This is a genomic window from Terrabacter sp. RAF57 (assembly GCF_052113925.1).
Classification (GTDB): domain Bacteria; phylum Actinomycetota; class Actinomycetes; order Actinomycetales; family Dermatophilaceae; genus Terrabacter.
In genome coordinates this window covers 192,963-219,813 of the sequence record NZ_JBFRDT010000011.1, presented here as the reverse complement: position 1 = coordinate 219,813, position 26,851 = coordinate 192,963, and the positions used below count along the sequence as shown (strand labels likewise).

General features: G+C 71.3%; 20 protein-coding genes and 1 riboswitch. Of the genes, 10 read left to right on the top strand and 10 right to left on the bottom strand.

Features of this window, described 5'->3' with window-relative positions:
• Positions 1–122: 122 nt before the first annotated feature.
• Genes AB4Y83_RS14240 through AB4Y83_RS14230 form a run of 3 tightly spaced genes read left to right on the top strand, consistent with a single transcriptional unit; the run spans position 123 to position 5,141 of the window.
• Positions 123–2,270, top strand: a complete 2,148-nt coding sequence (locus AB4Y83_RS14240) for a hydantoinase/oxoprolinase family protein (protein WP_442297281.1) — start codon at positions 123–125, stop codon at positions 2,268–2,270.
• A 1-nt stretch (position 2,271) separates the two neighbouring features.
• Positions 2,272–4,302, top strand: a complete 2,031-nt coding sequence (locus AB4Y83_RS14235) for a hydantoinase B/oxoprolinase family protein (protein WP_442297280.1) — start codon at positions 2,272–2,274, stop codon at positions 4,300–4,302.
• Between the two features lie 2 nt (positions 4,303–4,304).
• Positions 4,305–5,141, top strand: a complete 837-nt coding sequence (locus AB4Y83_RS14230; RefSeq protein ID WP_442297279.1) for an SDR family oxidoreductase — start codon at positions 4,305–4,307, stop codon at positions 5,139–5,141.
• A gap of 23 nt (positions 5,142–5,164) precedes the next feature.
• On the opposite strand, the gene AB4Y83_RS14225 is transcribed toward AB4Y83_RS14230, so the two are convergent.
• Positions 5,165–5,410 carry a hypothetical protein gene (locus AB4Y83_RS14225; RefSeq protein ID WP_056778362.1) on the bottom strand — a complete coding sequence of 82 codons (246 nt, stop codon included), beginning with the start codon at positions 5,408–5,410 and terminating at the stop codon, positions 5,165–5,167.
• A 266-nt stretch (positions 5,411–5,676) separates the two neighbouring features.
• Here AB4Y83_RS14225 and AB4Y83_RS14220 point away from each other — a divergent pair, with 266 nt between their 5' ends.
• Both AB4Y83_RS14220 and AB4Y83_RS14215 read left to right on the top strand, forming a co-directional pair.
• Entirely contained in the window at positions 5,677–6,624 is a 948-nt protein-coding gene (locus AB4Y83_RS14220) for a carbamate kinase (protein WP_442297278.1), read from the top strand.
• A 5-nt stretch (positions 6,625–6,629) separates the two neighbouring features.
• Complete coding sequence (locus AB4Y83_RS14215; protein WP_442297277.1) at positions 6,630–7,766, top strand: ring-opening amidohydrolase; 1,137 nt, start codon at positions 6,630–6,632, stop codon at positions 7,764–7,766.
• Between the two features lie 131 nt (positions 7,767–7,897).
• On the opposite strand, the gene purH is transcribed toward AB4Y83_RS14215, so the two are convergent.
• The 3 genes from purH to AB4Y83_RS14200 form a co-directional block, all read right to left on the bottom strand.
• Positions 7,898–9,532, bottom strand: coding sequence for a bifunctional phosphoribosylaminoimidazolecarboxamide formyltransferase/IMP cyclohydrolase (gene purH / locus AB4Y83_RS14210; RefSeq protein WP_442297276.1), 1,635 nt, complete (start codon positions 9,530–9,532; stop codon positions 7,898–7,900).
• Positions 9,533–9,604: 72 nt separating this feature from the next.
• A riboswitch (ZMP/ZTP riboswitch) is annotated at positions 9,605–9,681 on the bottom strand.
• Positions 9,682–9,689: 8 nt separating this feature from the next.
• The gene (gene purN / locus AB4Y83_RS14205; protein WP_442297275.1) at positions 9,690–10,346 is read right to left on the bottom strand and encodes a phosphoribosylglycinamide formyltransferase; all 657 of its coding nucleotides are present in this window, start codon (positions 10,344–10,346) and stop codon (positions 9,690–9,692) included.
• Positions 10,347–10,385: 39 nt separating this feature from the next.
• On the bottom strand, positions 10,386–14,195 hold the full coding sequence (locus AB4Y83_RS14200; protein WP_442297274.1) for a hypothetical protein: 3,810 nt from the start codon (positions 14,193–14,195) through the stop codon (positions 10,386–10,388).
• A 267-nt stretch (positions 14,196–14,462) separates the two neighbouring features.
• Here AB4Y83_RS14200 and AB4Y83_RS14195 point away from each other — a divergent pair, with 267 nt between their 5' ends.
• A complete protein-coding gene (locus tag AB4Y83_RS14195; RefSeq protein ID WP_442273919.1) occupies positions 14,463–14,855 on the top strand; it encodes a hypothetical protein in 393 nt (130 codons plus the stop codon).
• 53 nt (positions 14,856–14,908) lie between these two features.
• On the opposite strand, the gene AB4Y83_RS14190 is transcribed toward AB4Y83_RS14195, so the two are convergent.
• On the bottom strand, positions 14,909–16,222 hold the full coding sequence (locus AB4Y83_RS14190; protein WP_442297273.1) for a cell division protein PerM: 1,314 nt from the start codon (positions 16,220–16,222) through the stop codon (positions 14,909–14,911).
• 183 nt (positions 16,223–16,405) lie between these two features.
• Between AB4Y83_RS14190 and AB4Y83_RS14185 the strand changes: the two genes are divergently transcribed.
• Positions 16,406–17,107, top strand: coding sequence for a polysaccharide deacetylase family protein (locus AB4Y83_RS14185; protein WP_442297272.1), 702 nt, complete (start codon positions 16,406–16,408; stop codon positions 17,105–17,107).
• Positions 17,108–17,255: 148 nt separating this feature from the next.
• On the opposite strand, the gene sucD is transcribed toward AB4Y83_RS14185, so the two are convergent.
• The 4 genes from sucD to AB4Y83_RS14165 all read right to left on the bottom strand — a co-directional run bounded on the left by sucD (position 17,256) and on the right by AB4Y83_RS14165 (position 21,444).
• Positions 17,256–18,149, bottom strand: a complete 894-nt coding sequence (sucD, locus tag AB4Y83_RS14180; RefSeq protein ID WP_442297271.1) for a succinate--CoA ligase subunit alpha — start codon at positions 18,147–18,149, stop codon at positions 17,256–17,258.
• Between the two features lie 32 nt (positions 18,150–18,181).
• Complete coding sequence (sucC, locus tag AB4Y83_RS14175) at positions 18,182–19,369, bottom strand: ADP-forming succinate--CoA ligase subunit beta (RefSeq protein ID WP_442297270.1); 1,188 nt, start codon at positions 19,367–19,369, stop codon at positions 18,182–18,184.
• Between the two features lie 385 nt (positions 19,370–19,754).
• Positions 19,755–20,708: a DUF559 domain-containing protein gene (locus AB4Y83_RS14170; protein WP_442297269.1), complete on the bottom strand. Its 954-nt coding sequence runs from the start codon at positions 20,706–20,708 to the stop codon at positions 19,755–19,757.
• Between the two features lie 265 nt (positions 20,709–20,973).
• A complete protein-coding gene (locus tag AB4Y83_RS14165) occupies positions 20,974–21,444 on the bottom strand; it encodes a cobalamin B12-binding domain-containing protein (protein WP_442297268.1) in 471 nt (156 codons plus the stop codon).
• A gap of 79 nt (positions 21,445–21,523) precedes the next feature.
• Here AB4Y83_RS14165 and AB4Y83_RS14160 point away from each other — a divergent pair, with 79 nt between their 5' ends.
• Both AB4Y83_RS14160 and AB4Y83_RS14155 read left to right on the top strand, forming a co-directional pair.
• Entirely contained in the window at positions 21,524–22,516 is a 993-nt protein-coding gene (locus AB4Y83_RS14160; RefSeq protein ID WP_442297267.1) for a lipase family alpha/beta hydrolase, read from the top strand.
• A gap of 211 nt (positions 22,517–22,727) precedes the next feature.
• Positions 22,728–23,564 (top strand): M23 family metallopeptidase, encoded by an 837-nt coding sequence (locus tag AB4Y83_RS14155; protein ID WP_442273912.1) that lies wholly within the window; start codon positions 22,728–22,730, stop codon positions 23,562–23,564.
• A 217-nt stretch (positions 23,565–23,781) separates the two neighbouring features.
• On the opposite strand, the gene pcrA is transcribed toward AB4Y83_RS14155, so the two are convergent.
• Entirely contained in the window at positions 23,782–26,271 is a 2,490-nt protein-coding gene (pcrA, locus tag AB4Y83_RS14150) for a DNA helicase PcrA (protein ID WP_442297266.1), read from the bottom strand.
• Here pcrA and AB4Y83_RS14145 point away from each other — a divergent pair.
• Positions 26,243–26,839: a GNAT family N-acetyltransferase gene (locus AB4Y83_RS14145; RefSeq protein ID WP_442273910.1), complete on the top strand. Its 597-nt coding sequence runs from the start codon at positions 26,243–26,245 to the stop codon at positions 26,837–26,839. The two genes, pcrA and AB4Y83_RS14145, sit on opposite strands and share 29 nt — an antisense overlap.
• Positions 26,840–26,851: the final 12 nt, after the last annotated feature.

Genomic DNA, 26,851 nt, shown 5'->3' with positions numbered 1-26,851 from the left:
GCTCGTCCTCGACATCGACGCGGCCGTCAGGTCGGTTCTGGCGAGGGTTGGCGCGGAACCGGGCAGGTGTTGGCAGCATGTGCCAACGCCCCGGGAGGCGTCCCGCCGGTTGAATCCTCACCATGACAGCAGGCACCTCCGCACGCCGCCGGATCCGCATCGGCATCGACACCGGTGGCACGTTCACCGACGTCGTCGCGCTCGACGAGGACTCGGGCGAGCTCGTCACGACGAAGACGCCCTCGACGCCGAGCAACCCTGCCGACGGCTTCCTCGCCGGCGTCCGCAAGGTCCTCGACCTCATGGACGCGAGCGGTGACGACATCAGCGCCGTCTCGCACGGCACGACCGTCGCGACGAACAAGCTCCTCGAGGGCAAGGTCGAGGCGCTCGGCTTCATCACGACGGAGGGCTACGAGTTCATCCTCGAGATCGCCCGCCAGGCGGTCCCCGACGGCTACGGCAACTCCTACTTCTGGGTCAAGCCGCCCCGCATCGTGCCGGCCGACTACGTCAAGACGGTCGGGGGCCGCTTCGACTTCGAGGGCAACGAGATCCGCCCGTTCGACGAGGAGCGCGCCGTCACGGTCGCCCGCTGGTTCAAGGAGCGCGGCATCACGACGATCGGCGTCTGCTTCCTGCACTCCTACGCCGACGACAGCCACGAGCTCGCGATGCGTGAGGTGCTCCGTCGCGAGCACCCGGACGCCGTCGTGTCGATCAGCTCGGAGGTGCTGCGCGAGTACCGCGAGTACGAGCGGTCGATGACGACCCTCGTCGACGCCGCGGTCAAGCCCAACGTGTCCCGCTACGTCGCGAACATCCACCACCGGCTCGACGAGTTCGTCGGCAGCACCGAGAAGCTGCCCTTCTACATCATGAAGTCCAACGGCGGCGTGCTCTCGGCCGACGAGGTCGTGCACCAGCCGATCACGACGGTCCTCTCGGGTCCGGCCGCCGGGGCGCTCGGCGCCGGCCTCATCGCCGGCCGGGCCGGCTTCGACAAGGTCCTCACCTGCGACGGCGGCGGCACCTCGACCGACGTGTCCGTCGTCCTCGCGGGCGAGCCGACCCTGACGACCGAGGGCACGGTCGGCGCCTACCCGAGCAAGATCCCGATGATCGACGTCGTCACCGTCGGGGCGGGCGGCGGCTCGATCGCGTGGATCTCCCCCGAGGGCTCGCTCAAGGTCGGCCCGCAGTCCGCGGGCGCCGACCCCGGCCCCCTCTGCTACGCCAAGGGCGGCACCGAGCCGACGATCACCGACGCCCACGTGACGCTCGGACGCATCCCCCCGCACCTGCTCGGCGGCGAGATCCCCCTCGACGTCGAGGCGGCCCGCACCGGCGTCGCCGCACTCGCGGACCACCTGGGCCTCGACTTCGAGCGCTGCGCGACCGGCATCCTCGAGATCTCCGCGTGGAACCAGGCCAACGCGCTGCGCCAGGTGTCGGTCAAGCGCGGTCTCGACGTGCGCGACTTCATGCTCGCGACGTTCGGTGGCTCGGGATCGCTGCTCGCCTGCCGCCTCGTCGACATCCTCGGCCTCGCCGGCGTCGTCGTCCCGCAGAACCCCGGCAACGTCTCCGCCTTCGGCCTGCTCACCGTCGACGTCAAGAACGACTACGTCCAGACGTCCGTCGCACGTCACCACGCGCTCGACCACGCCGCCGTGCAGAAGACGTTCGACGACCTCACTGCGAAGGCCGCGAGCGCCCTCGACGGCGAGGGCTTCGCGCGCGAGAGCCACCGCTACACGCGCACCGTCGACCTGCGCTACTTCGGCCAGGCCTACGAGGTCCGTGTCGCCGCGCCCGAGGGAGACGTCGACGAGGCGTATGCCGCGGGCGTCGCCTCGCGCTTCCACGACGAGCACCGCGCGCTCTACGGCTACGACTTCCGGAACGACCCGACGCAGCAGGTCGAGTGGGTCAACCTCCGCGTCACGGGTGTCGGCCCCATCACGCGCCCGGAGCTGCGTGACCTCGCGCCGTCGGAGGGCGCGGCCGACGTCCGCGAGCGGGCCCAGCGCAGCGTGCGCCCGGTCTGCTTCGACGCCGACGCCGGCTACGTCGACACGGACGTCTGGTGGCGACCCGACCTGCTCGCCGGCGACACGGTCGAGGGCCCCGCGGTCATCGAGGAGTTCGGATCGACGGTCCCGGTGCACCCCGGCTTCGCCGTCCGTGTCGACACGCTCGGCAACCTCGTCATCACCCGGTCCACCGCCGCGCCGACAACCTCCTCGACGACCACCCCGGAGGCCTGACATGTGCTTCTCCTGCCAGACCGCGGCCACCCGGCTCGCCCCCGTCGACGCCGCCACGGGGTCGCAGCACCCTGACGCCTCGGCCGCCCACGACGGCGCGGCGGTGAACCCTGCGGGGCTCCCCACCGCATACGAGCACGGCAACCGCCTGACGCCCGAGGGCACGACGGTCGACCCGATCCTCGTCGAGATCGTCGAGGGCACGCTCGCGAGCGTCGAGATGGAGGTCGAGACGGCCATCGCCCGCACGTCACGCTCCCCCATGATCCGCGACGCCCACGACTTCCGCGCCGGCATCCACGACCGCCAGCTGCGCAAGCTGACGGGTCGCTCGTACAGCGCGCTCGTGCACCCCATCGCGCGCGACTTCCCGCTCGACGAGATGAGCGAGGGCGATGTCTTCTTCCACAACGACGTCTACGAGTCGGAGGGCGGCATCGGCCACCTCCCGGACCTCTGCGTCACCGTGCCGGTCTTCTCCGGCGGAGAGGTCGTCGCGTTCGTCCAGGCGTTCGGCCACCACGACGACATCGGTGGCGCCGTCCCCGGCTCGATGCCGAGCAACGCACAGACGGTCTTCGAGGAAGGCCTCTCGGTCCCGCCGATCAAGCTGTGGGACAAGGGAGTTCCGAACCAGGCGGCCCTGCGCATCATGACGCGCAACAGCCGCATGCCCGACAGCCTCGCTGCGGACCTCGACGCCGAGTGCTCGGCCTGCCTCATGGGAGCCCGTCGCCTCGGCGAGCTCTTCGAGCGCTACGGCCGGGACACGATCGAGGCCGCCTTCGACGCGATCCTCGACAAGACGACCGAGACCTACCGCCGCGAGATCCTCAGCAAGATCCCCGACGGCACGTACGTCTGGGAGGACTACGCCGAGCACGACGGGGTCGACGAGCCGAAGCTGCACACGCAGCGGATCACCCTGACCAAGCAGTCGACCGGCGGCCCCGGCCCCGGTGACGGCGGCCCCAAGCTGATCATCGACTTCACCGGCACGGCACCGCAGGCCAAGGGCCCGATCAACCACTGCGGCGACTACGTCGGCGGCAACTTCCTCAAGAAGTGGCTCGCGCCCATCCTGCGCAACCTCGCCGACACCCCCGAGCGGATGGCCGAGCTTGACGTCAACGAGGGCATCGTGCCGCTCATCGAGATGAAGTTCCCTGAGAAGGGCACGCTCCTCACGCCGATCTACCCCGCGCCGACGAACGCCCGCACCTTCGTCATCCTGCGCCTGCTCGGCGTCCTCGCCGGCGTCGTCGCCAAGGCCGTCGACGGCAAGATGCCGGCCGACCAGGAGACGATCCGCTACACCGGCGTCTACGGCAAGGACCGCGACGGCAACGACTACCTCATGCGTGAGGTGCTCGGTGGCGGCTCCGGTGGGCGCTACTACGCCGACGGCGAGGACACGATCCACGTCGTGCCCGACAGCCGCAACCTGCCGACCGAGTTCACCGAGAGCCGGTTCCCGTTCATCGTCGAGCGGCTCGGCCTCGCCGTCGACTCCGGCGGCGCGGGGCGGCACCGCGGTGGCCTCGGCTACGAGAAGCACATCCGGATGCTCAAGGACGCCCACTTCATGTCGATCGCCGACCGGTCGATCCTCGCCTGCTGGGGCGTCAAGGGCGGCAAGGCCGGTCGTCCCTTCGAGGTCACCGTCGACGTGGGCGGTCCGGAGGAGCGCACCGTCGACGCCCTCGCCGACGCCGAGGTCGTCAAGGCCGGCCAGGTCATCCGCATCCGCACCACGGGTGGCGGCGGCTGGGGCGACCCGCTCGACCGGCCCTACGCCGAGGTCGAGCGCGACCTGCGCTGGGGCAAGGTCTCCTTCGAGGGCGCGCGCCGCGACTACGGCGTCGTCGCGACCGGCGACCTCGACGAGCCCGTCATCGACGCCGACGCCTCGGATGCCTTGCGCGAGCAGCTGCGCGGCGACCGTGCGGCCGAGCAGCCCTTCTTCGACCGCGGCCCCGGCTACGCGACGCTCGCCGCGGGACAGACTGCGGCGGATGTCGACTGGGTCTGACCGTGACGACGGTCCTCGTGATCGGCGCGGCCGGCAAGACCGGCCGCGCCGTCACGCGCTCCCTCACGTCACACGGCGTCACCGTGCGCGCTGCCGTGCGATCGCCGGAACGGGCCGAGACAGCGTATGCCGCTGGGGCCCGGTCGATCTCGGTCGTTGACCTCGACTCCGGGCTCGGTCTCGACGACGCCGTCGACGGGGTCGACGGGGTCTATCACCTGGCGCCCAACGTCCACCCCGACGAGGTCGCCATCGCCGACCGCGTCGCCGGTGCTGCCGTGCGGGCAGGCGTGGCCCGATTCGTCTTCCACTCGGTGCTGCACCCGCACGACCCGTCGATGCCGCACCATCTGCGCAAGGCGGAGGCCGAGAAGGTCGTGCGCACCCACCTGCCGGGGGCCACGGTGCTCCGCCCGGCGGCATACCACCAGAACCTCCTCGACGCCGCCCACGCGGGCCGGCTCGCGGTCCCCTACTCGCTCGAGACCCCGTTCACGAACGTCGACCTCGACGACGTGGCCGAGGTCGCTGCGACGGTGCTGACCCGCCCCGGGCACGAGGGCGTCACCTACGACCTCGCGGGGCCCGAGGTGCTCTCGGTGCGCGAGCAGGCGCACGTCGCCGCCGACGTGCTCGGGCACCCCGTCGAGGTCGTCCGCGTCGAGGTCGCGGAGTGGGTCGCCGGACCCGGCGCCTCGCTCGCGCCCCAGGCGCGCGACGACCTGCTGGCGATGTTCGGCTCCTACGACCGCGGCGGTCTCGTGGGCGAGGCCGCCGCCCTGCGCCGGCTGCTCGGCCGCGAGCCGCGCTCGTGGGCCGACGTCATCACCCACACCTGAGCGGCCGCCAGACCGGCCGCGGCTCAGTCGATGTCGCGTTCCTCGATCGTCTGTCGCACGGTGTTGGTCGGGGTCGTCGCGCCGCTCGGGCGCTCCTCGCGGGTGATGATGCGCTTGCGGCGGGTGCCCTTGCTCCCGTGCCAGATGAGCGCCGCGCCCGCGATCATGAGGATGACGCCGACGATGGGCAGGCTGATGACGGACGTGTTGGCCCGCACCGCGAAGGTCAGGATGGCCCCCACGACGGCGAGCAGGACTCCGACTCCCACGGTCCCCCACCTCTCGGTTCGGTCGGTGGCGCCCCGGACGGCGCCCCCTCGGACATTATGTTCCTCGTACCCGCCCGACCGGTATGCCGGGCGTGGTTCGTGACGGCGCCCACCCGCCGGCTCGGCACGCTCGCGCGCGGCACGGTCGCGCGCCGCACCCGACGGCATACATCTGCCAATGTCGGGGGTCGCGTTGGGCAGGAGGTGACAACGCGCCCGCTCGTCCGCGCTCCCTAGGCTCACGCCATGACGACCGAGGACGCGCCGTGAGGGTGCTCGTGGCGCTGGGCGGCAACGCCATGACCGGGCCCGACGGCAGCGCGGCTCCCCAGGCCCAGCGGGAGGCCATCGCCACCGCGAGCCACCACCTCGCCGAGCTCGTCGCCGCCGGGCACGAGGTCGTCATCACCCACGGCAACGGACCCCAGGTCGGCAACCTCCTCGTCAAGAACGAGCTCGCCGCGAGCGTCGTGCCGCCGGTGCCGCTCGACTGGTGCGGCGCGCAGACCCAGGGGACGATCGGCTTCACGCTGCTCGACACCCTCGAGGCCGCCTTCGCCGTCCGTGGCGTCGAGCGTCGCGTCGCCGCGATCATCACCCGCACGCTCGTCGACGCCGACGACCGCGGCTTCACGCACCCGACGAAGCCGATCGGACGCTTCCTGCCGCGCGACCAGGCGCAGACGCTCATCGACCACGGCGAGCGCTGGGAGGACCGCGGCGAGAAGGGCTGGCGCCGCGTCGTCGCCTCGCCCGAGCCCGTCGAGGTCCTCGAGACGCACACGCTCCACACGCTCCTCGCCGCCGGCTACGTCGTCGTGACGGCCGGCGGCGGGGGCATCCCCGTCGTCCGTGCCGCCGACGGCAGCGTCCACGGCGTCGAGGCCGTCATCGACAAGGACCTCACGGCAGCGCTGCTCGCGCGCGCCGTCGACGCCGACGTCCTCGTCATCGCCACCGACGTCGCGCACGCGGTCGCCGGCTGGGGCACCCCCGAGGCCCACGACATCGGGCGCGTCACGCTCGAGCAGATGGAGGCGTATGCCGCCGCCGGCCACTTCGCGTCCGGCTCGATGGGCCCCAAGGTCGAGGCCGCCCTGCGCTTCGTCCGCTCGGGCGGCTCGCGATCGATCATCACGGCCCTCGACCAGCTCGCCACCGCCGTCGACGGCCACGTCGGCACCGTCATCGAAAACCCTGAAAGAGAAAGGTGATTCACGTGCCCGAAGCCATTGAGGTGCGCAAGGTCCCCATCCACTCGGTCGCCGACGCGTCGGAGCTCGCCACGCTCATCGACGACGGTGTCATGGAGGCGAGCCGTGTCGTCGCCATCATCGGCAAGACCGAGGGCAACGGGGGCGTCAACGACTACACGCGGATCATCGCCGACCGCGCCTTCCGCGAGGTCCTCGTCGAGAAGGGCGCTCCGGCCGACCAGGTCAAGCAGGTCCCGATCGTGTGGTCCGGCGGCACGGACGGCATCATCAGCCCGCACGCGACGATCTTCGCCACCGTCCCGGCCGACCGGGCCGAGCAGTCCGACGAACCCCGGCTGACCGTCGGCTTCGCGATGAGCGAGCCGATCAAGCCCGAGGAGATCGGCTACGTCGCGATGGTCGAGAAGGTCGCCGACGCCGTGAAGGTCGCCATGGAGCGCGCCGGCATCACCGACCCGGCCGACGTCCACTACGTCCAGACCAAGACACCGCTGCTGACGATCCACACGATCCGCGACGCGAAGTCGCGCGGGCACCAGGTCTGGACCGAGCACACGCACGAGTCGATGGACCTCTCCAACGGCACGACCGGCCTCGGCATCGCCGTCGCCCTCGGTGAGATCGAGATGCCGACCGACGCCGACATCATGCACGACCGGTCGCTCTTCTCGTCCGTCGCCTCGTGCAGCTCGGGCGTCGAGCTCGACCAGGCGCAGGTCGTCGTCGTCGGCAACACCAAGGGCATCGGTGGCCGCTACCGCATCGGCCACTCGGTCATGCAGGACGCGCTCGACGCCGACGGCGTGTGGGGCGCGATCAAGGACGCTGGGCTCGACCTGCCGGAGCGTCCGCACAGCAGCGACATCCAGGGCCGCCTCGTCAACGTCTTCCTCAAGTGCGAGGTGAGCCAGGACGGCACCGTGCACGGTCGACGCAACGCGATGCTCGATGACTCCGACGTGCACTGGCACCGCCAGATCAAGTCGGCCGTCGGCGGCGTCACCGCCTCGGTCACCGGCGACCCGGCCGTCTTCGTGTCCGTGTCGGCTGCCCACCAGGGCCCTGACGGCGGCGGCCCGGTCGCCGCGATCGTCGACCTCGGCGAGGGCGAGCCCACCGGCTACCGCTGGACCCGCTGAACCGCTGACGCGCCGCCACCACCGTCGAGGCCACCTGTGGCCCGGTGGGCGCAGTCGAAAGGCCAGTTCCCCGTGGGGAGAACTGGCCTTTCGACGTTCCGAGAGGGGCCGGACGTGGCCTCTCGACGGTGTCAGTGGGCGAAGTGGCGTGTCCCCGTGAAGTACATCGTCACGCCGGCGGCCTTGGCCGCCTCGATGATCTCCTCGTCGCGGATCGAGCCACCGGGCGCGACGACGGCGCGCACGCCCGCGTCGAGCAGGATCTGCAGTCCGTCGGCGAACGGGAAGAACGCGTCGGACGCGGCGACGGAGCCACGGGCCCGCTCCTCCCCCGCGCGGCGCACGGCGAGGTAGCACGAGTCGACCCGGTTGACCTGGCCCATCCCGACGCCGACCGCAGCGCCGTCCTTGGCGAGCAGGATCGCGTTGGACTTCACGGCGCGGATCGCGCGCCAGGCGAACTGTAGGTCGGCGATCGTCGCCTCGTCCGCGACCTCACCCGCGACCAGCCGCCAGTTCGCGGCGTCGTCGCCACCGGTCACGGCCTCGCCCTCGCCGCGCACGACGGCGTCGACCTTGTCGACGGTCTGCACGAGCAGGCCACCGCTGATGGCGCGCGTCTCGATCGGGTCGGCTGCCTGCGCCATCCCGGCGGGCAGGCGCAGGACACGGAGGTTCTTCTTGGCCGTGAGGATCTCGAGGGCCTCGGGCTCGTAGTCGGGCGCGATGATGACCTCGGTGAAGACCGGCTTGGCGGCCGCCGCCATCGCCGCCGTGACGGTGCGGTTGGCCGCGATGATGCCGCCGTAGGCGCTCACGGGGTCGGTCGCGTTGGCCCGCTCGTAGGCCTCCTCGATGCTGCCGCCGACGGCGATGCCGCACGGGTTGGCGTGCTTGATGATCGCGACGGTCGGCTGGTCGCCGTGGTCGTGCGCGGCCCGCACGGCGGCGTCGGTGTCCACGTAGTTGTTGTAGGACATCTCCTTGCCGTGCAGTTGCTCCGCGCTGGCCACGCCCGGGCGCCAGTGGCGGTAGAGCGCGGCGCTCTGGTGCGGGTTCTCGCCGTAGCGGAGCGCTGCCGAGCGGTCGAACGTCGCACCCGTCCAGGCCGGGAAGCCGGTGCCGTCGCTCGTGTCGGCGACGACGTTGCCCATCCAGTTCGCGACGGCGTTGTCGTAGCTCGCCGTGTGCACGAACGCCTCGGCGGCGAGGCGGCGGCGCTCGGTCAGCGTGAAGCCTCCGGCCGTCACGGCCTCCGTGACGCGGGCGTATGCCGTGGGGCTCGTCACGATGGCGACGCTCGCGTGGTTCTTGGCCGAGGCGCGCACCATCGACGGGCCGCCGATGTCGATCTGCTCGACGCACTCGTCCTCGCTCGCACCCGACGCGACGGTCTCGCGGAACGGGTAGAGGTTGACGACGACGAGGTCGAAGGCCTCGACGCCGAGGTCGGCGAGCTGCTGGACGTGGTCCGGGTTGCGCGTGTCGGCCAGGATGCCGGCGTGCACCTTGGGGTGCAGCGTCTTGACCCGGCCGTCGAGGCACTCGGGGAAGCCGGTCAGCTCCTCGACCTGCGTCACGGGCACCCCCGCGGCGGCGATGGTCTTCGCCGTCGAGCCGGTCGAGACGATGGCGACCCCGGCGGCGTCGAGGGCCCGGGCCAGCTCGTCGAGACCGGTCTTGTCGTAGACGGAGACGAGGGCCCGCTTGATCGGGCGGCGGCCGTCGGTGTCGGTGGACGGCGCGGCGGACGGGGCAGCAGTCATGGGGTGCACTCCTGGTTCGGTGACATCGGTCGCGGCGCATCCGGTCGGTCTGACCAGACGGCATCCGTTCTCGCGAGGCACCCAGGCGGTCGATGCTCCCGACGTCACTCCCCGGTGGTGTCCCACCCGCGCCAGTCGTGTGCGACCAGCGTAGCGGTCAGGGCCGCCCGATCCGAACTCGTCGTCCTTCGACGGCGAAGCCCTCACGCGCCAGTCGGCTCACGACGTCGACGAGCAGGTCTCGCTCCTGGACCTTGATCCGCTCGTGCAGGCTCTCCTCCGTGTCGTCGTCCTCGACCGCCACGACCCGCTGCTCGATGATCGGACCGGTGTCGACGCCCGCGTCGACGACGTGACACGTCGTGCCGGTCACCTTGACGCCGTAGGCGAGGGCGTCGCGCACACCGTGGGCGCCGGGGAAGCTCGGCAGCAGGGCGGGGTGGGTGTTGACGACGGGCTGCGCCCCGAGGGTCGCCCGTCCGAGGATCCGCATGAAGCCTGCCGTCACGACGAAACGCGGTCCGGCCGCGGCGACCTGCTCGGCGAGGGCGCCGTCCCAGGCGGCTCGGTCCTCGAAGTCGGCGGGCCGCACGAGGAACGTCGGTATGCCGGCCCGCTCGGCCCGCTCGAGCCCCGTGCACGGGCGGTCGGCCCCCACCGCGGCGATCCGCACGCCGTAGTCCGGGTCGGCCGAGGCGTCGACGAGCGCCTGGAGCAGGGTGCCGGAGCCGGAGACGAGGACGACGACGGGCACCGGGTCACCGGCGGCACCACCGTCAGTCCACGTCGATCGGCGGGCAGCGGCGTTCGTCATGGCGCGAGTCTAGGGGGCCCTACGGAGGCCGATCCCCCCTCACCGGGGTCGCACCGTGAGCGTGGCCGCCCGGCTGGCGGCGACACCTGCCTCGTTGGTGAACACGGCGCGGTACCGGGTTCCCGTGACAGCTGGCGTGACGCCGGCGACGACGAGCCGCCTGGAGTCGGCGCCCGCGATCGTCACCCAGGTGCGGCCGCGGTCCCTCGACCTCTGCCACGTCACAGTGGGTGCGGGTGCCCCGCTCGCCGCGGCCGTGAACGTCGCGGTCGCGCCTGACCTCATGGTGACGTCCTGTGGGTCCGACGTGACGCGCGGCGCCTGGGTCAGCACGGTGAGCACGGCCACACCGGTCACGGCGGAGCCGCCGACGTTGGTGAACTCGGCGCGGTACCGCGTCCCGGACTGGGACGACCGGAGGTCGGTGAGAGTCAGCCGGGCGGTCGTGGCGCCGGCGATCTGCGTCCACGTCACGCCTCCGTCGCCCGAGCTCGACCACTGCACGTTCGGTTGGGGGTCACCGGAAGCCGCAGCCATGAAGGTCGCCGTGCCTCCAGCGAGACCGTTGGTGCTGCTGGGTGAGGTCACGACACGGGGCGCAGCCGGAAGGACCGTCAGCGTGACGATGCCCGAGTTCGCCGTCCCGGTCGCGTTGGTGTACCTGACGACGTACTGCTCACCGTTCTGGGCGTACGTCACTGCCGGCAGCGTGAGGCTCGGGCTGGTGGCATCGGGGATCGCCGTGAAGGTCGGTCCCGCCGTGACGCGGTACCACTGTGCGGTCGGGGCCGGGTTGCCCGTCGCGCTCGAGGCGAAGGTCACCGACTCGCCGGCGGTCACCGTGGTGTTCGCCGGGACGAGGCCCAGGGAGGGCGCCACGGCCGCCTCGACGACCAGGCTCTGCTCGGAGGCGGTCGCCGCGAACACCGCGTTCGGCGTGGTGCGGATGACGAGACGGTACGTGTCGGCCGGGAGACCCTCGAGCGTCCGTGCCACCAGCCCGTCCGCGTTCACTGCCTGGTTGACCACCTGGATGTCCGGCCTATCCGTCTGGTTGGCAGAGCGGAAGAGCTGGAAGTCCACACGGGCCCGGGTGATGTCGCCCGGGTGGCCGTCGTCCACCTGACCCAACGTGGCCGTCATGACGGCGAGCCCGGGCGCGGTCACCGCTCGGGTGGTGCTGGTCAGCGTGGCGTCCTCCGGGGTGACGGTGGTGGCCCCGCTGTAGCCCAGGACGTAGTGGTCGCTCGAGTAGCCGCCGCAGCCGTTCAGCGGGTAGCTGCCCGGCTCCGCCGTGACCTCCCCGGTCGCAGAGACGAGACCGATGAGCCGCTCGCATCCGGAGAGCGTGCCTGTGATCCCGTCGAGGGCGAGGGGTTCAGGGATGAAGGGTGACAGCGAAGGCGCCGGGTCCGAGTACTGCAGTGGTCCGTCGCTCACGGTGATGAGGAACGCGCTCGGCCTGACCTGGAACGCCCTGCTGACCGGGGTCGCCGCCGGGAAGACACCGTCCCCTGCCTGCGAGGCCGTGATGCTGCACGTGCCCACCCCGGTCGCGGTGACGGTGCCGGAGTCGAGCTGGCACACGCTCTGGGAGCCGGGGTCCACGGCGAACGTGACGGGAAGCTGAGACGTCGCCGAGGCACGGATGCCCTGCGTCTCGAAAGGCCGTCCGTAGATGTTGCTCTTGCTGAACTGCATGTCGGCCGGGGGTGCGAACTCGATCGCGTTCGTCGGCTCGGACACCGTGAACGAGCGTGTGTCCGAGGCGATCTGCCCTGCAGCGTTGGTGACCTTGACACCCACGTGGCTGGGCCCGCTCTGCTCGAACGCCAGGACGAGCGTGGGCGAGCCGGGAACGATGCAGAACCCGCCGGGGGCGCCCGGGCACGTGTAGAGCCACTCGTAGGTCAGCGGGCCGGAGTCGTCGAGCACAGACGCGGTGAAGGTGACCGGCACTCCTTGCGGCGCCTCCCACGGCCCATCGAGCCGGACCTGCGGCGGAGCCACCGGGGCTGCGGGGTCCGGCGGTGTGCCGTGGACCATCTCGAGCACGTTGGCGGTGCGCCCCTGACCGTCGACGTACGTGATGTCGTCCCGGAGGCACGACATCCATGACATCCCGCTCGGCGCGATGGCGCCGCCTCCGGGATAGCACGAGGTGTCCAGCGCCGTGTCGCCGACCGGGGCGATGTTGAACAGGTACTTGCCCGTCGCGTTCTGGGTGCGCTCGGCGATGTAGGTCTCACCACCAGGCCCGCGGAACGGGAACCACGTGGACTGCCATTCCGGTGTCACCGTGCCGTCGGGAAGAACCTGCTGCAGGATCCACCAGCCCTCTCCATGCGGTCGGACCCAGAGAGATCCCTCGTCATCGGGCAGGTCCACGGAGATTCTCGGCGTCTGGCCCCAGCTCGTCACGGACCCACCGGACGCGACACCGTTGAGGAACTGCGGCTCCGCCTCGGTCCACGCAGGCGCGTTGCCCTCGCTTCCCGTGGCAGGCGCGTTCGCGCACTCATGCAGCTCGACGCCGACCTGGATGAAACCGCTGCAGCCCCACTCGGGCTCGGGGAAGGTCTCGTTGAGGAAGGTGGCCATCATTCCCGGGTAGGCATCAGCCTGCTTCATCAGTGCAGCCAGATCAGGGGTCCCCTCCGCCTTCGTGAGCAGCTCGGCCAGCTTCTTCGGCGCCTCGAGGTCGCTGTTGATCTGGATCGATGCGACGGTGGTGGTGACCACGATGTCGACGATGGCGCCCACCACCGACGTGATGGCACCGAAGACCTTGATCCCGGCCGTCAGCCGGGCCTCAGCCATCGCAGCCGCCTCAGTAGCGCGAGCCGCTGTCTCCGCATCGGCGATGGCGGTCACGGCCCCAGCCTTGAGGGAGTTGGCAGCCCTGAGCGCCGCGAACGAGCGCAATGCCTGCGCGTCGGCGGCGGCAGCCTCTGCGATCTTGATCGTGGCCTCGGCCCCCTGCAGTGCGGGGCTGGCGACGAACTTCGCCCGGGCCGCGAACGGGAACAGCTTGGTCACGAAGAGGTTGTCCGGTCCCAACGGGACGGCCAATGCCCGCGCGATGGGGATCGCGGCTCCGCTGGCGGCCAAGGAGACACCCATCCCCACAAGTGCGGACACCTGCCCCGCATGAACGGTGAAGTCGTTGTACGTCAGTGGGTTCCACGCGTTCGTGACTCCCTGTGACAGCGCCTCCAGCTGGAGGTACTGCCCGTACTTCACGAACTGGTCATAGGTCGGCCGGGGTGGGGAGAAGACGAGGAAGCTGAAGATCGTGAGCCCTGACTCGGTGCAGATCGTCGTCCCTCGTCCGTTGTACTCGGCCGTGGTGTCGTACCGGCCCGGCGGGTGGTAGTTGCAGTAGCCGTCGGAGCCGTTCCGCGGCTGGGGGGCGTACGTGTCGGTCTTCGTGTACGTGCTCTCGGTGAGTCCTGACCACTTGACGTACTCACCCACGGCAGCCTTCGCAGCGCCGATCTGCGTGCGTCGCACCTTGGCCGAGAACCACGCGTGGACGAGTCCCTCCGTCGCCGTTCTGCTCGCCGCCGGCTTGAGCATGATCACCCCGAGGTCGGCCCAGAGCTGGGTGCGGATGTCGTCGCGGGCGAGCGCCCGGACGCTCAGCTCGTCGCTCGGTGGGAGCGACTTGTTCTGGAGCACCTCGGCGACCGCCTTCGTCTCGAAGGCCGTGAGCGCCGCCTGGGTCTCAGCCGGGTACGGCTGGGGCAGCGGAATGTGCAAGACCGGATCCTGCACCAGGTCGAAGAGCTTGATGATCGGTGGTGGGGCCGGTGGTTCGGCGGCCGCGGCGGAAGGTGAGGGCGTCACCGTGGCGACCGTGAGGCCTGAGGCTGTGACGAGGCCGAACACGGCCACCATTCGCGAGAATCGGCTCATCACGGTTGGGCTCCTCTGCCGAGTGCACCCCCGCCGACTCAGCATGGCAGGCCGCGCACCCGTTCCATCGACGAATCGTCAGATGGGGCAGTGCCAGCGGCTTGGAGAGGGGGTGTGGGCGCTCGGGCGCCGGGGCAGTGCCAGTCCGGACGGCTCCCGCCCTCCTGCGCCCGCTCGCGATGGGCGAGGATGGACCACATGACCGAGCCGCAGCAGGAGCAGGAGATCGCGTTCGCCCGTGAGAAGGCCAAGCGCACCCTGCCCATCGCGCTCCTCGTGCTGCTCGGCCTCGTGGCGATGTACCTCCCGCTGCCGAAGCGCTTCGTCGCCGTGCTGCCGCTCGTGCTCGCGATCGTGCTGACCGTGCGCCTGCTCCGCTTCCTGTCGGCGCGCGGCGGCAAGGAGAAGATCTGGCCCGTCGTGACGCTCGTGATCTCCGGCATGCTGCTGTCGTCCCTGGCGCTCCAGGTCGTCTTCTACGACTCGGTCCAGGCCTACGAGGAGTGCGTCGCCCGGGCGCAGACGAGCATCGCCGAGGGCGACTGCGCGCCGCTGAAGGACGCCGGGATGATCGGCCTCGTCGCCCGCTGAGGCCACCCCGACCGTCCCGCGTCAGCCCACGTCAGTCCCGTCGACACTCCCCGTCAGTCCGCATCGGGGGCTGAGGTCTCCGCGTCCGCACCCGCCTGCGTCGCGACCCCCGACTGGTGCTCGCGCTCACGCTGCTCGGCGCGACGGTCACGGAGCACGAGCACGCCCGTGAAGAGCAGCGCACCCCCGACGACCTCGGCCGTCAGGGCCGCCGCGAACGACCAGAGGTGGGCCCCGACGGCCGAGAGCCGGTCGACGCCGACCGCACCGTTGCCGAGAGCGGTCAGGACGACGACGACCGCGACCGCGACGAGCGCCGCCACGGCCGTGGCCGACAACCGGGCCCGCACGTTGCCGAAGAACTCCAGCTCGGCGTCGACCCGACGACCGAGCCACACGCCGACGAGCACCGGAGCCAGCACGACGGCATACATCGTCGCCGGGTAGTCGCTGGCCTGCGGCAGCGCACCGAGCACGGGCACGAGCGGCAGCAGCCCGGGTTGGGCGGCTCCGGCGGAGATCGTCGAGCCGAGGGCGACCTGGAAGCCCGGGCCCGCGAGGAACGAGAGCGCCCACGTGGCCGCGTTGCCGAGGAGGGCGACCTGGGCGAGCGCGATGATGGCGATCGCCCCGAGGTTGGCGCCGTACTGGTCCTGGATGTCGGCGACGGCCGACCACGACGCGACGAGTCTCACGACGACGACGACGAACCCGAGGGCGAGCAGCACGCCCGCCCCGCGCCAGCCGGTGCGCCACACCGTCGGCAGCCACGTCGGGCCGCGCCGGAACCACGTGCGCACGAACGCCGGCGCGGTCTCGTCGTCGGGCCGGAGCATGACGAAGCCGAGCGCCGCGAGCGGCACGAGCAGCGACCCCACGACCGCGGCGACACCGGGCGTCGCCGGGCCCCCGAGGGTGAAGAGCGCGAAGACCGCGGACACGAGGCCGTAGCCGATGACGAAGCCGGGCACGACGCACTGCGCGACGCGGCTCCAGTCAGTCGCACCGACGCGCAGCCGTTCCGTCGCCGCGAGACGACGGGCGAAGCGGTAGGCGATGAGGACGAAGACGAGCAGGAGCAGCAGCGGCGTCATGGAGATCGCCACGGGGCCGGCACCGACCGACTGTCCGTGGCCGAGGAACCAGACAGAGCTGGCGACCGAGACCGCCGAGAACCACCCGACCGAGCTCTCGGGCGCGGCCACCCAGCCGATGAGCGCGGGCAGGACGACGACCGACCACGTGCCGACGGCGGCGAGGGCGCCGGCGCGCAGGGCGGCCGGCATCGCCGTCGAGGGGCTGGTCGACGAGGTCGCCGACGTGGTCGTCGACGTCGTGGTCGTGCTCGGCGGGGCCAGTGGTCTCACTCCTGCGCTGCGGGTCCTGCGGGCTCGTGCGTGGTCGCTCCCATGGTCACAAGATCCCCGCCACGGAGCGAGCGCCCACGCCGATGGGACCGAGAGCAGCCGGATGTGAGGCACGGATCAGCCCCGAAGCCCCGCGCGGCCGGCCCGGTGGGCGGACGATGGAGATGAAGGGGATGACCCATCATGAACAGCAGAACCCTCCACCTGCTGGCACCCCTGCTGGCAGTGCTCGCCCTCACCGTGGCCGCCGTCGGCCCGACCGCCCCGGCCCCGACCCCGCGCGCCGGCGTCGTCGCCAGCGCGCCGCTCGAGGTCGCCTCTCTGCCCGTCGCCTACGCGGGCACCGTCTACCTCACCTTCGACGACGGTCCCAGCTCCACGTACACGCCGAAGGTCCTCGCCGTCCTGCGAAAGTACGGCGTGCACGCCGTCTTCTTCGAGCTCGGCCAGAACGTCTCGTGGTACCCGTCGATCACCCGCAGCCTGCGCACCTACGGCAACCTCATCGCCAACCACACGTGGAGCCACCCCGACCTCACGACGTTGTCGACGTCGGCCGTCACGTCGCAGCTGAACCGGATGGAGTCGGCCCTCGGCTACCGGCCACGCTGCGTGCGACCGCCCTACGGGGCGACGAGCTCGCGCATCGCGACGATCATCGCGAACCGCGGCCAGCGCCAGATCCTCTGGACCGTCGACCCGCGCGACTGGTCCCGCCCCGGCACCACGACGATCGTGAACCGCGTGCTCGCGAGCGTCCGGGGCGGCTCGCGGATCCTCCTGCACGACGGAGGCGGTGACCGGTCGCAGACGGTCGCCGCCCTCGACCTGCTCATCCCGAGGCTGCGGGCCCGCGGCTTCGTCATCGGCCTGATGGCCTGCTGACCACCGATCGCGTATGCCGTCCCGCCGGGCCACGCGCCCGGGCGCCGGGCTCGACCGGGGCCGGCCACACGGCATACGCCCTCGGGAGACAGCAGAGCGGGCGGCCACCCGGAGGTGACCGCCCGCTCGGAAACGCTGCTGGCGCAGGCTACTTCGCGAGGTTCTTCATGATCTCGCGCATGAGGTCGGCCGTCTCGGACGGCGTCTTGCCGACCTTGACGCCCGCAGCCTCGAGGGCCTCCTTCTTGGCCTGCGCGGTGCCCGAGGAGCCCGAGACGATGGCGCCGGCGTGGCCCATCGTCTTGCCCTCCGGGGCGGTGAAGCCGGCGACGTAGCCGACGACCGGCTTCGTGACGTGCTCCTTGATGTAGGCGGCCGCGCGCTCCTCGGCGTCGCCACCGATCTCGCCGATCATGACGATCGCGTCGGTGTCGGGGTCTTTCTGGAACGCCTCGAGGCAGTCGATGTGCGTCGTGCCGATGATCGGGTCGCCACCGATGCCGACGGCCGAGCTGAAGCCGAAGTCACGCAGCTCGTACATCATCTGGTAGGTCAGCGTTCCCGACTTCGAGACGAGGCCGATGCGGCCGGTGCCGGAGATGTCGGCCGGGATGATGCCGGCGTTGCTGACGCCCGGGGTGATGAGGCCGGGGCAGTTCGGGCCGACGATGCGCGTCGTGCCCTTGTCCTTGGCGTAGTTGTAGAACTCCGCCGTGTCCTTGACCGCGACGCCCTCGGTGATGACGACGGCGAGGGGGATCTCGGCCTCGATCGCCTCGACGGCCGCGGCCTTGGTGAACTGCGCGGGCACGAAGATCACGGACACGTTGGCGCCGGTGGCCTCGATGGCCTCCTTGACCGTGCCGTAGACGGGGACGGAGACGCCGCCCTCGAAGTCGACCGTCGTGCCGGCCTTGCGAGGGTTGACGCCGCCGACGATGTCGGTGCCCGACTTGAGCATGCGCTGGGTGTGCTTCATGCCCTCGGACCCGGTCATGCCCTGGACGATGACCTTCGAGTCGGCGTTGAGGAAGATAGCCATGTTCGCTCGTTCTCTCTTCTGTGGCGAGGGGGTCAGTTGGCGGCGGGCCGGGCGGCGAGCTCGGCGGCGCGGCGCGCGGCGCCGTCCATCGTCGGCTCGATCGTCACGAGCGGGTGGTTGCGCTCCTGGAGGATGCGGCGACCCTCCTCGACGTTGTTGCCGTCGAGGCGCACGACGAGCGGGCGGTCCTCCTCGTCACCGAGCGCGTCGAGCGCACCGACGATGCCGTTGGCCACGGCGTCGCAGGAGGTGATGCCACCGAAGACGTTGACGAAGACGCTCTTGACCTGGGGGTCCGACAGGATGATGTGCAGGCCGTTGGCCATGACCTCGGCGCTGGCGCCACCACCGATGTCGAGGAAGTTGGCCGGCTTCTGGCCGCCGAACTCCTCGCCGGCGTACGCGACGACGTCGAGGGTGCTCATGACGAGACCCGCACCGTTGCCGATGATGCCGACGGATCCGTCGAGCTTGACGTAGTTGAGGTCCTTCTCCTTGGCCGCTGCCTCGAGCGGGTCCGCGTGGGCGGTGTCCTCGAGCGCCTCGTGGTCGGCGTGGCGGAAGCCGGCGTTCTCGTCGAGCGTCACCTTGCCGTCGAGGGCGACGATCTGGCCGTCCTCGGTCTTGACGAGGGGGTTGACCTCGACGAGCGTGGCGTCCTCCTCGCGGTAGACCGTCCACAGCTTCTGGATGACGTCGGCGATGGCCGCCTTGTCGGCCTCGTCGAAGCCCGCGGCGTCGACGATCTCCTGCGCCTTCGCGGCGTCGATGCCCGTGTTGGGGTCGACGGCGACGCGCGCCAGGGCCTCGGGGCGCTCGACGGCGAGCTGCTCGATCTCCATGCCGCCCTCCTTGGAGCACATGGCGAGGTAGGTGCGGTTGGCACGGTCGAGCAGCACCGAGAAGTAGTACTCCTCCGCGATGCGGGCGCCCTGGGCGATCATCACGGTGCCCACGGTGTGGCCCTTGATGTCCATCCCGAGGATGGCCTCGGCAGCGGCCTGCGCCTCGTCGGGGCTCTTCGTCACCTTGACGCCACCGGCCTTGCCGCGGCCGCCGGTCTTCACCTGCGCCTTGACGACGGTGACACCGCCCGACTTCGGTCCGATCTGCTCAGCGGCCGCTCGGGCCTGCTCAGGGGTGGTGGCGATGGCGCCGGCCAGCACGGGCACCCCGTGCTTCTCGAACATGTCGCGGGCTTGGTACTCGAAGAGATCCACGGGTGGGGTCCGTCCTCGTCGTCGATTCGAATCGTCGTCGATCGCGTCGCTGCGGCGTCCCGGGGCCCACGTGCTCACGCTCTCGCGCTCGGACGGGCCCTGCGCCGAGGCGCAACCGAATCAGGCTGTCCCTCGGACTCTAGTGGCTGTGACGTGTGGCGACCCCATCGGGTGCGCCCGACCGGACGAAGATCACACCCGCATCCCACCCCGCCCCGCCCTCCGTTTCGCGCGCTCAGCGCACGAGCGCGCGAGACACGCAGGTGCGCGGGTCCTTTCGCGCGCCCCTTCACCGGATCGCGCGCTCACGCCAGGAGCGCGCGATCCGGGCGTATGCCCGGGGCCGAGCTCTGCGTGCTGGTGGCGGCGCCGGTGGTGTGCGGTCTCAGGCGGCGAGAGCGGCCAGGCGGAGGGCCTCGAGCACGCGGCCGTGGACCAGCTCCGGTCTGGCGAGCTCGGACCACGTGAACCGGACGACCACCCAACCGCAGCGGCGCAGCGCGTCCTCACGACGCTTCTCGTCGAAGAGGACCGCGCCGTCACCCGAGGCGTACTTCACCCTGCCGTCGAACTCGACGAGGACGCGGGTGCCCGTGATGCGGAAGTCGGCGCGGTAGGTCCTGCCCTCCGCCACGACCTCGAACTGCGGCTCGACGTCGTGGCCGAGCCCGCGCAGGACGTATGCCGTCAGCGACTCGCCCGGGGACTCGTGCCTGCCGTCCGCACACCGGAGCGCGGCACGCACCGGACCCACGCCGCGGTGGCCCTCGAAGTCGGCGATGGCCACGGGCAACGACTCGGCTGTCAACAGCCCTCGAGCGAGAGCGGCGTCGGCGGCCACGAGGGCTGCCGTCGGCTCGCCGACGAGTCCGGCGCCGACGGCGGCGTGCCCGACCGGAGCGAGCGGGGCCGGGTGAGTGTGGCCACCCGCGGATGGCGCGCCGACCCAAGCGACTCCCTCCTGCTCGCGGTGGAGCAGGAGCCCGGGGCGACGGCGGGACTGCCCGCTCCAGGGCTGGGGCGCCTGGGCGTCGAGCGGCCGGACGCGGGTCAGGTGCACGACGCCGAGGTCCACGCCGTGCAGTGGCAGCCCGAGCAGGACGAGTGCCGAGGAGTGACTGACCACGGCCGCTCCTTCATAGGCTCGGGAGAGCGCGATCGCACAGAGCCGGTGACGGTCACGCTCGTCCGCGGGGACGCCCACGGCATACCACCCGTGGGTCAGCCTCGTGCAGACGTAGCGATGGCACAGCAGGGCCAGCGCCCGCCCGTCGACACCGGCGCGCAGGGCGTCTCGCGCGCTGAAGACTCCGTGTCTGGCAATGAGCTCGAGGTTCACCCGAGCAGGATCTCGGCCATGCATGGTGGCGCGCCGGTCTGGCCGCGCAGCTGTGGACGGTGCGGCCCGATGGCCGAAGGGTGTGGACAGTCGGGTCCCGCGCGGCCTGGGCGCGCGAAGTATGCACCGGGCGCCCAGAACCTCCCGCGCTCCCTGCTGGTTTCGCGCGCTCGGGCGTGGAGCGCGCGAAACGTGGGCGGGCGAGGGTGACCTGGCGGGGGCTGGTCAGGGCTGGTCAGGGCTGGTCTGGGCTGGTCAGGGCTGGTCAGGCGGCGTGGATGTGCTCGCGGACCCAGCCGACGATCTCCATCGTCGTCGCGCCCGGCGTGAACACCTTGGCCACCCCGAGCTTCTCGAGCTCGGAGATGTCGTCCTCGGGGATGATGCCGCCGCCGAAGACGACGATGTCGCTCGCGTCGCGCTCGGCGAGGAGCTCGACGACGCGCGCGAAGAGGGTCATGTGGGCGCCCGAGAGGACGGAGAGCCCGACGACGTCGGCGTCCTCCTGGATGGCCGCCTCGACGATCTGCTCGGGCGTCTGGTGCAGGCCGGTGTAGATGACCTCCATGCCGGCGTCGCGCAGCGCCCGGGCCACGACCTTGGCGCCCCGGTCGTGCCCGTCCAGACCCGGCTTGGCCACGACCACGCGGATGACGTCGGTCGACGCCGCACCCGCTCCGGTCGCGCTCGCGGTCTCGTCGTCGGTCACGGCGTCGGCGCCCAGGGACTCGCTCATGCCGGGCACTCTAGCCAGCCCCGCGAGACGCGACGCGCAATAGTGATGCATCGCCCACCGGTCGGGGTACGTTCGGGACGTGGCAGTGGCAGCACGGGCGGCGATGACGCCGCGACAGGCCGGCACCCCGAAGGGTGGCGCAGCGGGCCCTCGGGGCTTCGTGGCGACCGTCGGGGAGCTCGCCGGAGCGCTCCTGACCCCCACCGGGATCGCGGGCGCGGCTCTCGAGGCGACGTGGATGGGGCTGCACCTCGGGCTCTACCCGCTCGGGCTGCTCGGCTCGCGCGCCAGCGACCGGCGCCAGGGCTACCGTCTCGGTCACCTGCCACCGAGCCAGCGGGGACTCGCGATCCAGAACGTCGAGGCCGCCGAGACGCCGATCCTCCTCGTGCACGGCATGGTCGACAACCGCTCGATCTTCACCGTCCTGCGGCGCGGCCTCGTGCGTCGCGGCTTCGGGCGCATCGAGACGATCAACTACTCCATCTTCACCGGCGACGTCCGTGCTGCGGCCGCGGCCCTGGGCGCCGAGGTCGAGCGGATCGTCGAGGAGACCGGGTACGAGCGGATCCACGTCATCGGGCACTCGATGGGCGGGCTCATCGCGCGCTACTACGTGACCCGGCTCGGCGGCGACCAGCACGTGCACACGCTCGTCACGCTCGGCACCCCGCACCAGGGCAGCTACCTCGCCTACACGTGGAACAACGGGCTGACCCGTCAGCTGCGTCCGGGCAGCGCCCTCATGGACGAGCTCGCCGCCCCGGTCAAGGAGTGCCAGACCCGGTTCCTCGTCTACTGGTCCGACCTCGACCAGGTCGTCGTGCCCCAGCGCAACGCCGCCCTGCACCACGACGACCTCATGGTCCACAACATCGCCCTGCACGGCGTCGGCCACATGAGCCTGCCGATCACGAGCAGCGTCGTGCACGGGATCTCCACGGCCCTCGCCCACCTCGACACCTCGGGAGCGACCGTCACCCCCGGGGTCAGCTCCCTGGGGAGCCGGCGCACCAGCACGTCGACGACCCGTCGGGGTGGCACCGCGGGTCGTGTGGTGCCCTCGCGCTGACCCGGCCGACCCCTGTCACGAGAGGCTGCGAATTCGCGCAGATCCTCCTGTGTACATCCCGCACCGGGGCCCCGACATGCCCTAGTGTCATGCGCAGTCGCGTCCCTCCACTGCGGCGCCGGGACGTCCAGAAACGTGGCGTGATTTTGGATAACGAAATGGTCACGTTAGGCTGGCGGCTCGCCATCTGTGACCGATAGGTATCTTTTTCGTGCCCAAAACCAGTTACTCCGGCCGGCACAGGCCGGCAGCCAAGCCTTCGCGGGGTCGACAGTTCGTCGTCCCCGTCGCTCTGCTCTCCTCGACCGTCGCCGGTGGCCTCGTCATCCGCGACGCCGGTGCGAGCGAGCTGAGCCCCGAAGCGGCTGCCATGAAGAACGTCTCCAACTCGGTCGCAGGTCTCGGTCTCACCGCGGACCCCGACGTCGTCGCCGCCGCTGCCGCGAGCCGGTCCGGCGCCCGCTCCTCGCGTGACATGGCCCGCGACGCCAAGACGCTCATCGTCAGTGCCACGGCCACTGCCGCGCAGACCGCCACGGAGGCCCAGTCCGCTGCAGACAGGGCCGCGGCCGCCAAGGCCGCCGCGGAGAAGGCGAAGGCCGACGCCGCCGCCAAGGTCAAGGCCGCAGCCCGCGAGCGTGCGATCGCGATGGCCCACCGCTGGGTCTCCCCCGTCGCCGGCTACACCCTGACCTCCGGCTTCGGCTTCCGCTGGGGCAAGATGCACCCCGCGCAGGACCTCGCGTGCCCCACGGGCAGCACGGTCCGGGCCCTCTCGAGCGGCACCGTCGTCTTCGCCGGCTGGTCCACCGAGGGCTACGGCAACATGGTCAAGATCCGCTACTGGGACGGCACCGTCTCGTGGATGGCCCACAACAGCCGCCTGCTCGTCTCCGTCGGCGACGAGGTCTCCCCCGGCCAGCGCGTCGCCTACAGCGGCAGCACCGGCAACTCGACCGGCCCGCACGTGCACCTCGAGATCCACCCCGACGACGGTTCTGCCGTCGCACCTCGCACCTGGCTCGCCAAGCACGGCGTCCACCTCTGACCGAGGCCCTTCAGTGACACGAGGCCCGTCCCCTTCCGGGGACGGGCCTCGTCGCGTTCCCCGTCCCATCGGGGCCGCTACCTCCAGTCGCCTGCCGTATGCCGTATGCCGTATGCCGTATCCCGTTGTGCCACAACGGAGCCCGGCTGACGCCAGGGCTGAGCCACACGGCATACGCCACCGACTGTGACAGCTCCAACCCGCCCCGGACGGCGGTTCAGAGCTTGACGAGCGGGGCGTAGCGCAGGAGCAGGCGCTTCGTGCCGGTGTCGGCTCCGAAGTCGACGTGCGCCATCGACTTGTCGCCGTCGCCCTCGACGCGCACGACGGTGCCGAGGCCGAAGGAGTCGTGGCTGACGCGGTCGCCCGACTGGAGCGCGATGACCGGACGCTTGCCGGCGCTGCGGACGCCCGGCCGGGCCGCGAGCGTCGCCACGGCCGGACGGTCGGAGCCGCGGGCCCCGCTGAACGACGGGCCCAGGCGCTGCCAGTCGAGCAGGTCGCCCGGGATCTCGTCGAGGAAGCGCGACGGCGGGTTGTACTGCGGCGCACCCCAGGCGGACCGGACGGCCGCGCGCGAGAGGTAGAGCCGCTCACGGGCGCGTGTGATGCCGACGTAGGCGAGGCGGCGCTCCTCCTCGAGCTCCTTGGGGTCGCCGAGCGCGCGCATGTGGGGGAACGTGCCGTCCTCCATCCCGGTGAGGAAGACGACGGGGAACTCGAGGCCCTTGGCGGTGTGCAGCGTCATGAGGGTGACGACGCCCTGTGCCTTCGCCTCGGGCTCGTCGGGGATCTCGTCGGCGTCGGCGACGAGCGAGACCTGCTCGAGGAACTCCTCGAGCGCGCCTGCGGGACCGACGTCCTCGGGCTCGACACCTGGCGCCAGCTCGCCACCCGACTCCTCGAGCTCGGTGGCGCGGCGGTCGTCGTACTCCTGCGCGACGGCGACGAGCTCGGCGAGGTTCTCGACGCGGGTCTCGTCCTGCGGGTCGTGGCTCGCGCGCAGCTCGGCGAGGTAGCCGCTCTCCTCGAGCGTCATCTCGAGCAGGGCCGCGATGCTGTCGTCGGCCTCGTAGGAGGTGCGGAGCTTCTCGAGCAGCGCCGTGAAGCCCTGGATCGCCGCGACCGAGCGCGTCGCGATGCCCGGCGCGTCCTCGGCCCGCCCGAGCGCCGCGACGAACGGGATGCGCTCGCGCTCGGCGAGGGCGGCGACGCACGCCTCGGCCCGGTCACCGATGCCACGCTTGGGGGTGTTGAGGATGCGGCGCAGGTTGACGGTGTCGGTGGGGTTGGAGACGACCCGGAGGTAGGCCAGGGCGTCCTTGACCTCGCGTCGCTCGTAGAAGCGCGTGCCGCCGACCACCTTGTAGGGCAGGCCCACCCGCACGAGCACCTCCTCGATGGCGCGGCTCTGCGCGTTGGTGCGGTAGAAGACGGCGACGTCGCCGGGCTTGACGCCCTGGTCGGCGAGGTCGTCGATCTCCTTGGCCACGAAGGCGGCTTCGTCGTGCTCGTTGTCACCGACGTAGCCGGTGATCATCGCGCCGTCGCCGGAGTCGGTCCAGAGGTTCTTGGCGCGGCGCCCCTCGTTGCGCGCGATGACGGAGTTGGCGGCCCGCAGGATGCGCTGGGTCGAGCGGTAGTTCTGCTCGAGCAGGATGGTGCGGGCGTCGGGGTAGTCGTTCTCGAACTCGAGGATGTTGCGGATCGTCGCGCCGCGGAAGGCGTAGATCGACTGGTCGGAGTCGCCGACGACGCACAGCTCGGCGGGCGGCACCGCATACGCGCCCTCGGGGCCCTTGACCTCGCCGACGAGCTCCTTGATGAGCTGGTACTGCGCCTGGTTGGTGTCCTGGTACTCGTCGACGAGCACGTGGCGGAAGCGGCGGCGGTAGTACTCCGCGACGTCGGGGAAGGCCTGGAGCACGTTGACGGTCATCATGATGATGTCGTCGAAGTCGAGGGCGTTGGCCTGGCGCAGCCGGCGTTGGTACTGGGTGTAGGCGTCGGAGACGGTCCGCTCGTAGTGGTTGCCCTCGGTGACCCGGGAGGCGTAGGTCTCCTCGTCGATGAGGTCGTTCTTGAGGTTGCTGACCTGCGCCGAGAAGCCGCGCGGCGGGTAGCGCTTCGGGTCGAGGTCGAGGTCGCGCAGCACGAGGCCCATGAGGCGCTGGCTGTCGGCGGCGTCGTAGATCGAGAAGGTCGACTTCATCCCGACCTTGGCGGCCTCGCGGCGCAGGATGCGCACGCAGGCCGAGTGGAAGGTCATGACCCACATGGCACGGGCGCGCGGGCCGACGAGCGCGGCGACCCGCTCGCGCATCTCCGCCGCGGCCTTGTTGGTGAAGGTGATGGCGAGGATCTGCCCCGGCTGGGCGCCACGCTCGCCGAGCAGCCACGCGATGCGGTGGGTGAGCACACGGGTCTTGCCCGAGCCGGCGCCCGCGACGATGAGCAGCGGCGTGCCCTCGTGGACGACGGCCTCGCGCTGCTGCGGGTTGAGGCCCTCGAGCAGCACCGTGGGGTCGAGGTCGGCACGCCCCTGAGGGGCGGTCTCGACGCCGCCGCGGGCGGCGGCCTCGGCCCACGTGGGGACGCCCTGCTCGGTGACGTCCGCGCCACGCCCGGGGCGCCCGGACCCGCCGGAGGGCGCGCCCTGACCGTGCTCGAAACCGGGGATGGGGAGGTCGTCGAAGAGCGTGCTCATGATCGACCAAGCCTACGTCGAACCACCCACAGCGCCCGACCACGACGCACAGCCACGCGCGTCGGGAGAGGATGGCGGCGTGAGCGACTTCCAGATCCGTGAGGCCTCGGCCGACGACGTCCCCGACCTCATCCGCCTCGTCCAGGGGCTCGCGGCCTACGAGAAGGAGCCCGACTCCGCGACGGCGACACCCGAGCAGTTCCGCGAGGCCCTCTTTCCCGCGCAGGGCGACCCCACGGCATACGCCCTCGTGGGGGTGCGGGAGGGCACGGTCGTCGCCATGGCGATCTGGTTCCGGAGCTTCTCGACGTGGACCGGCCGCGCCGGGATCTGGCTCGAGGACCTCTTCGTCGACCCCGAGCAGCGCGGCCACGGCCTCGGCACGGCCCTGCTCGCCCGGCTCGCCGCCATCTGCGTCGAGCGCGGCTGGACGCGACTCGAGTGGTCGGTGCTCGACTGGAACACCCCCTCCATCGACTTCTACCGCGCCCACGGCGCCCGCTCGCTCGACGACTGGACGACCTTCCGCCTCGACGGTGACGCACTCTCGCGACTGGCGGGCCCGTAGGTGCCGCGCCCG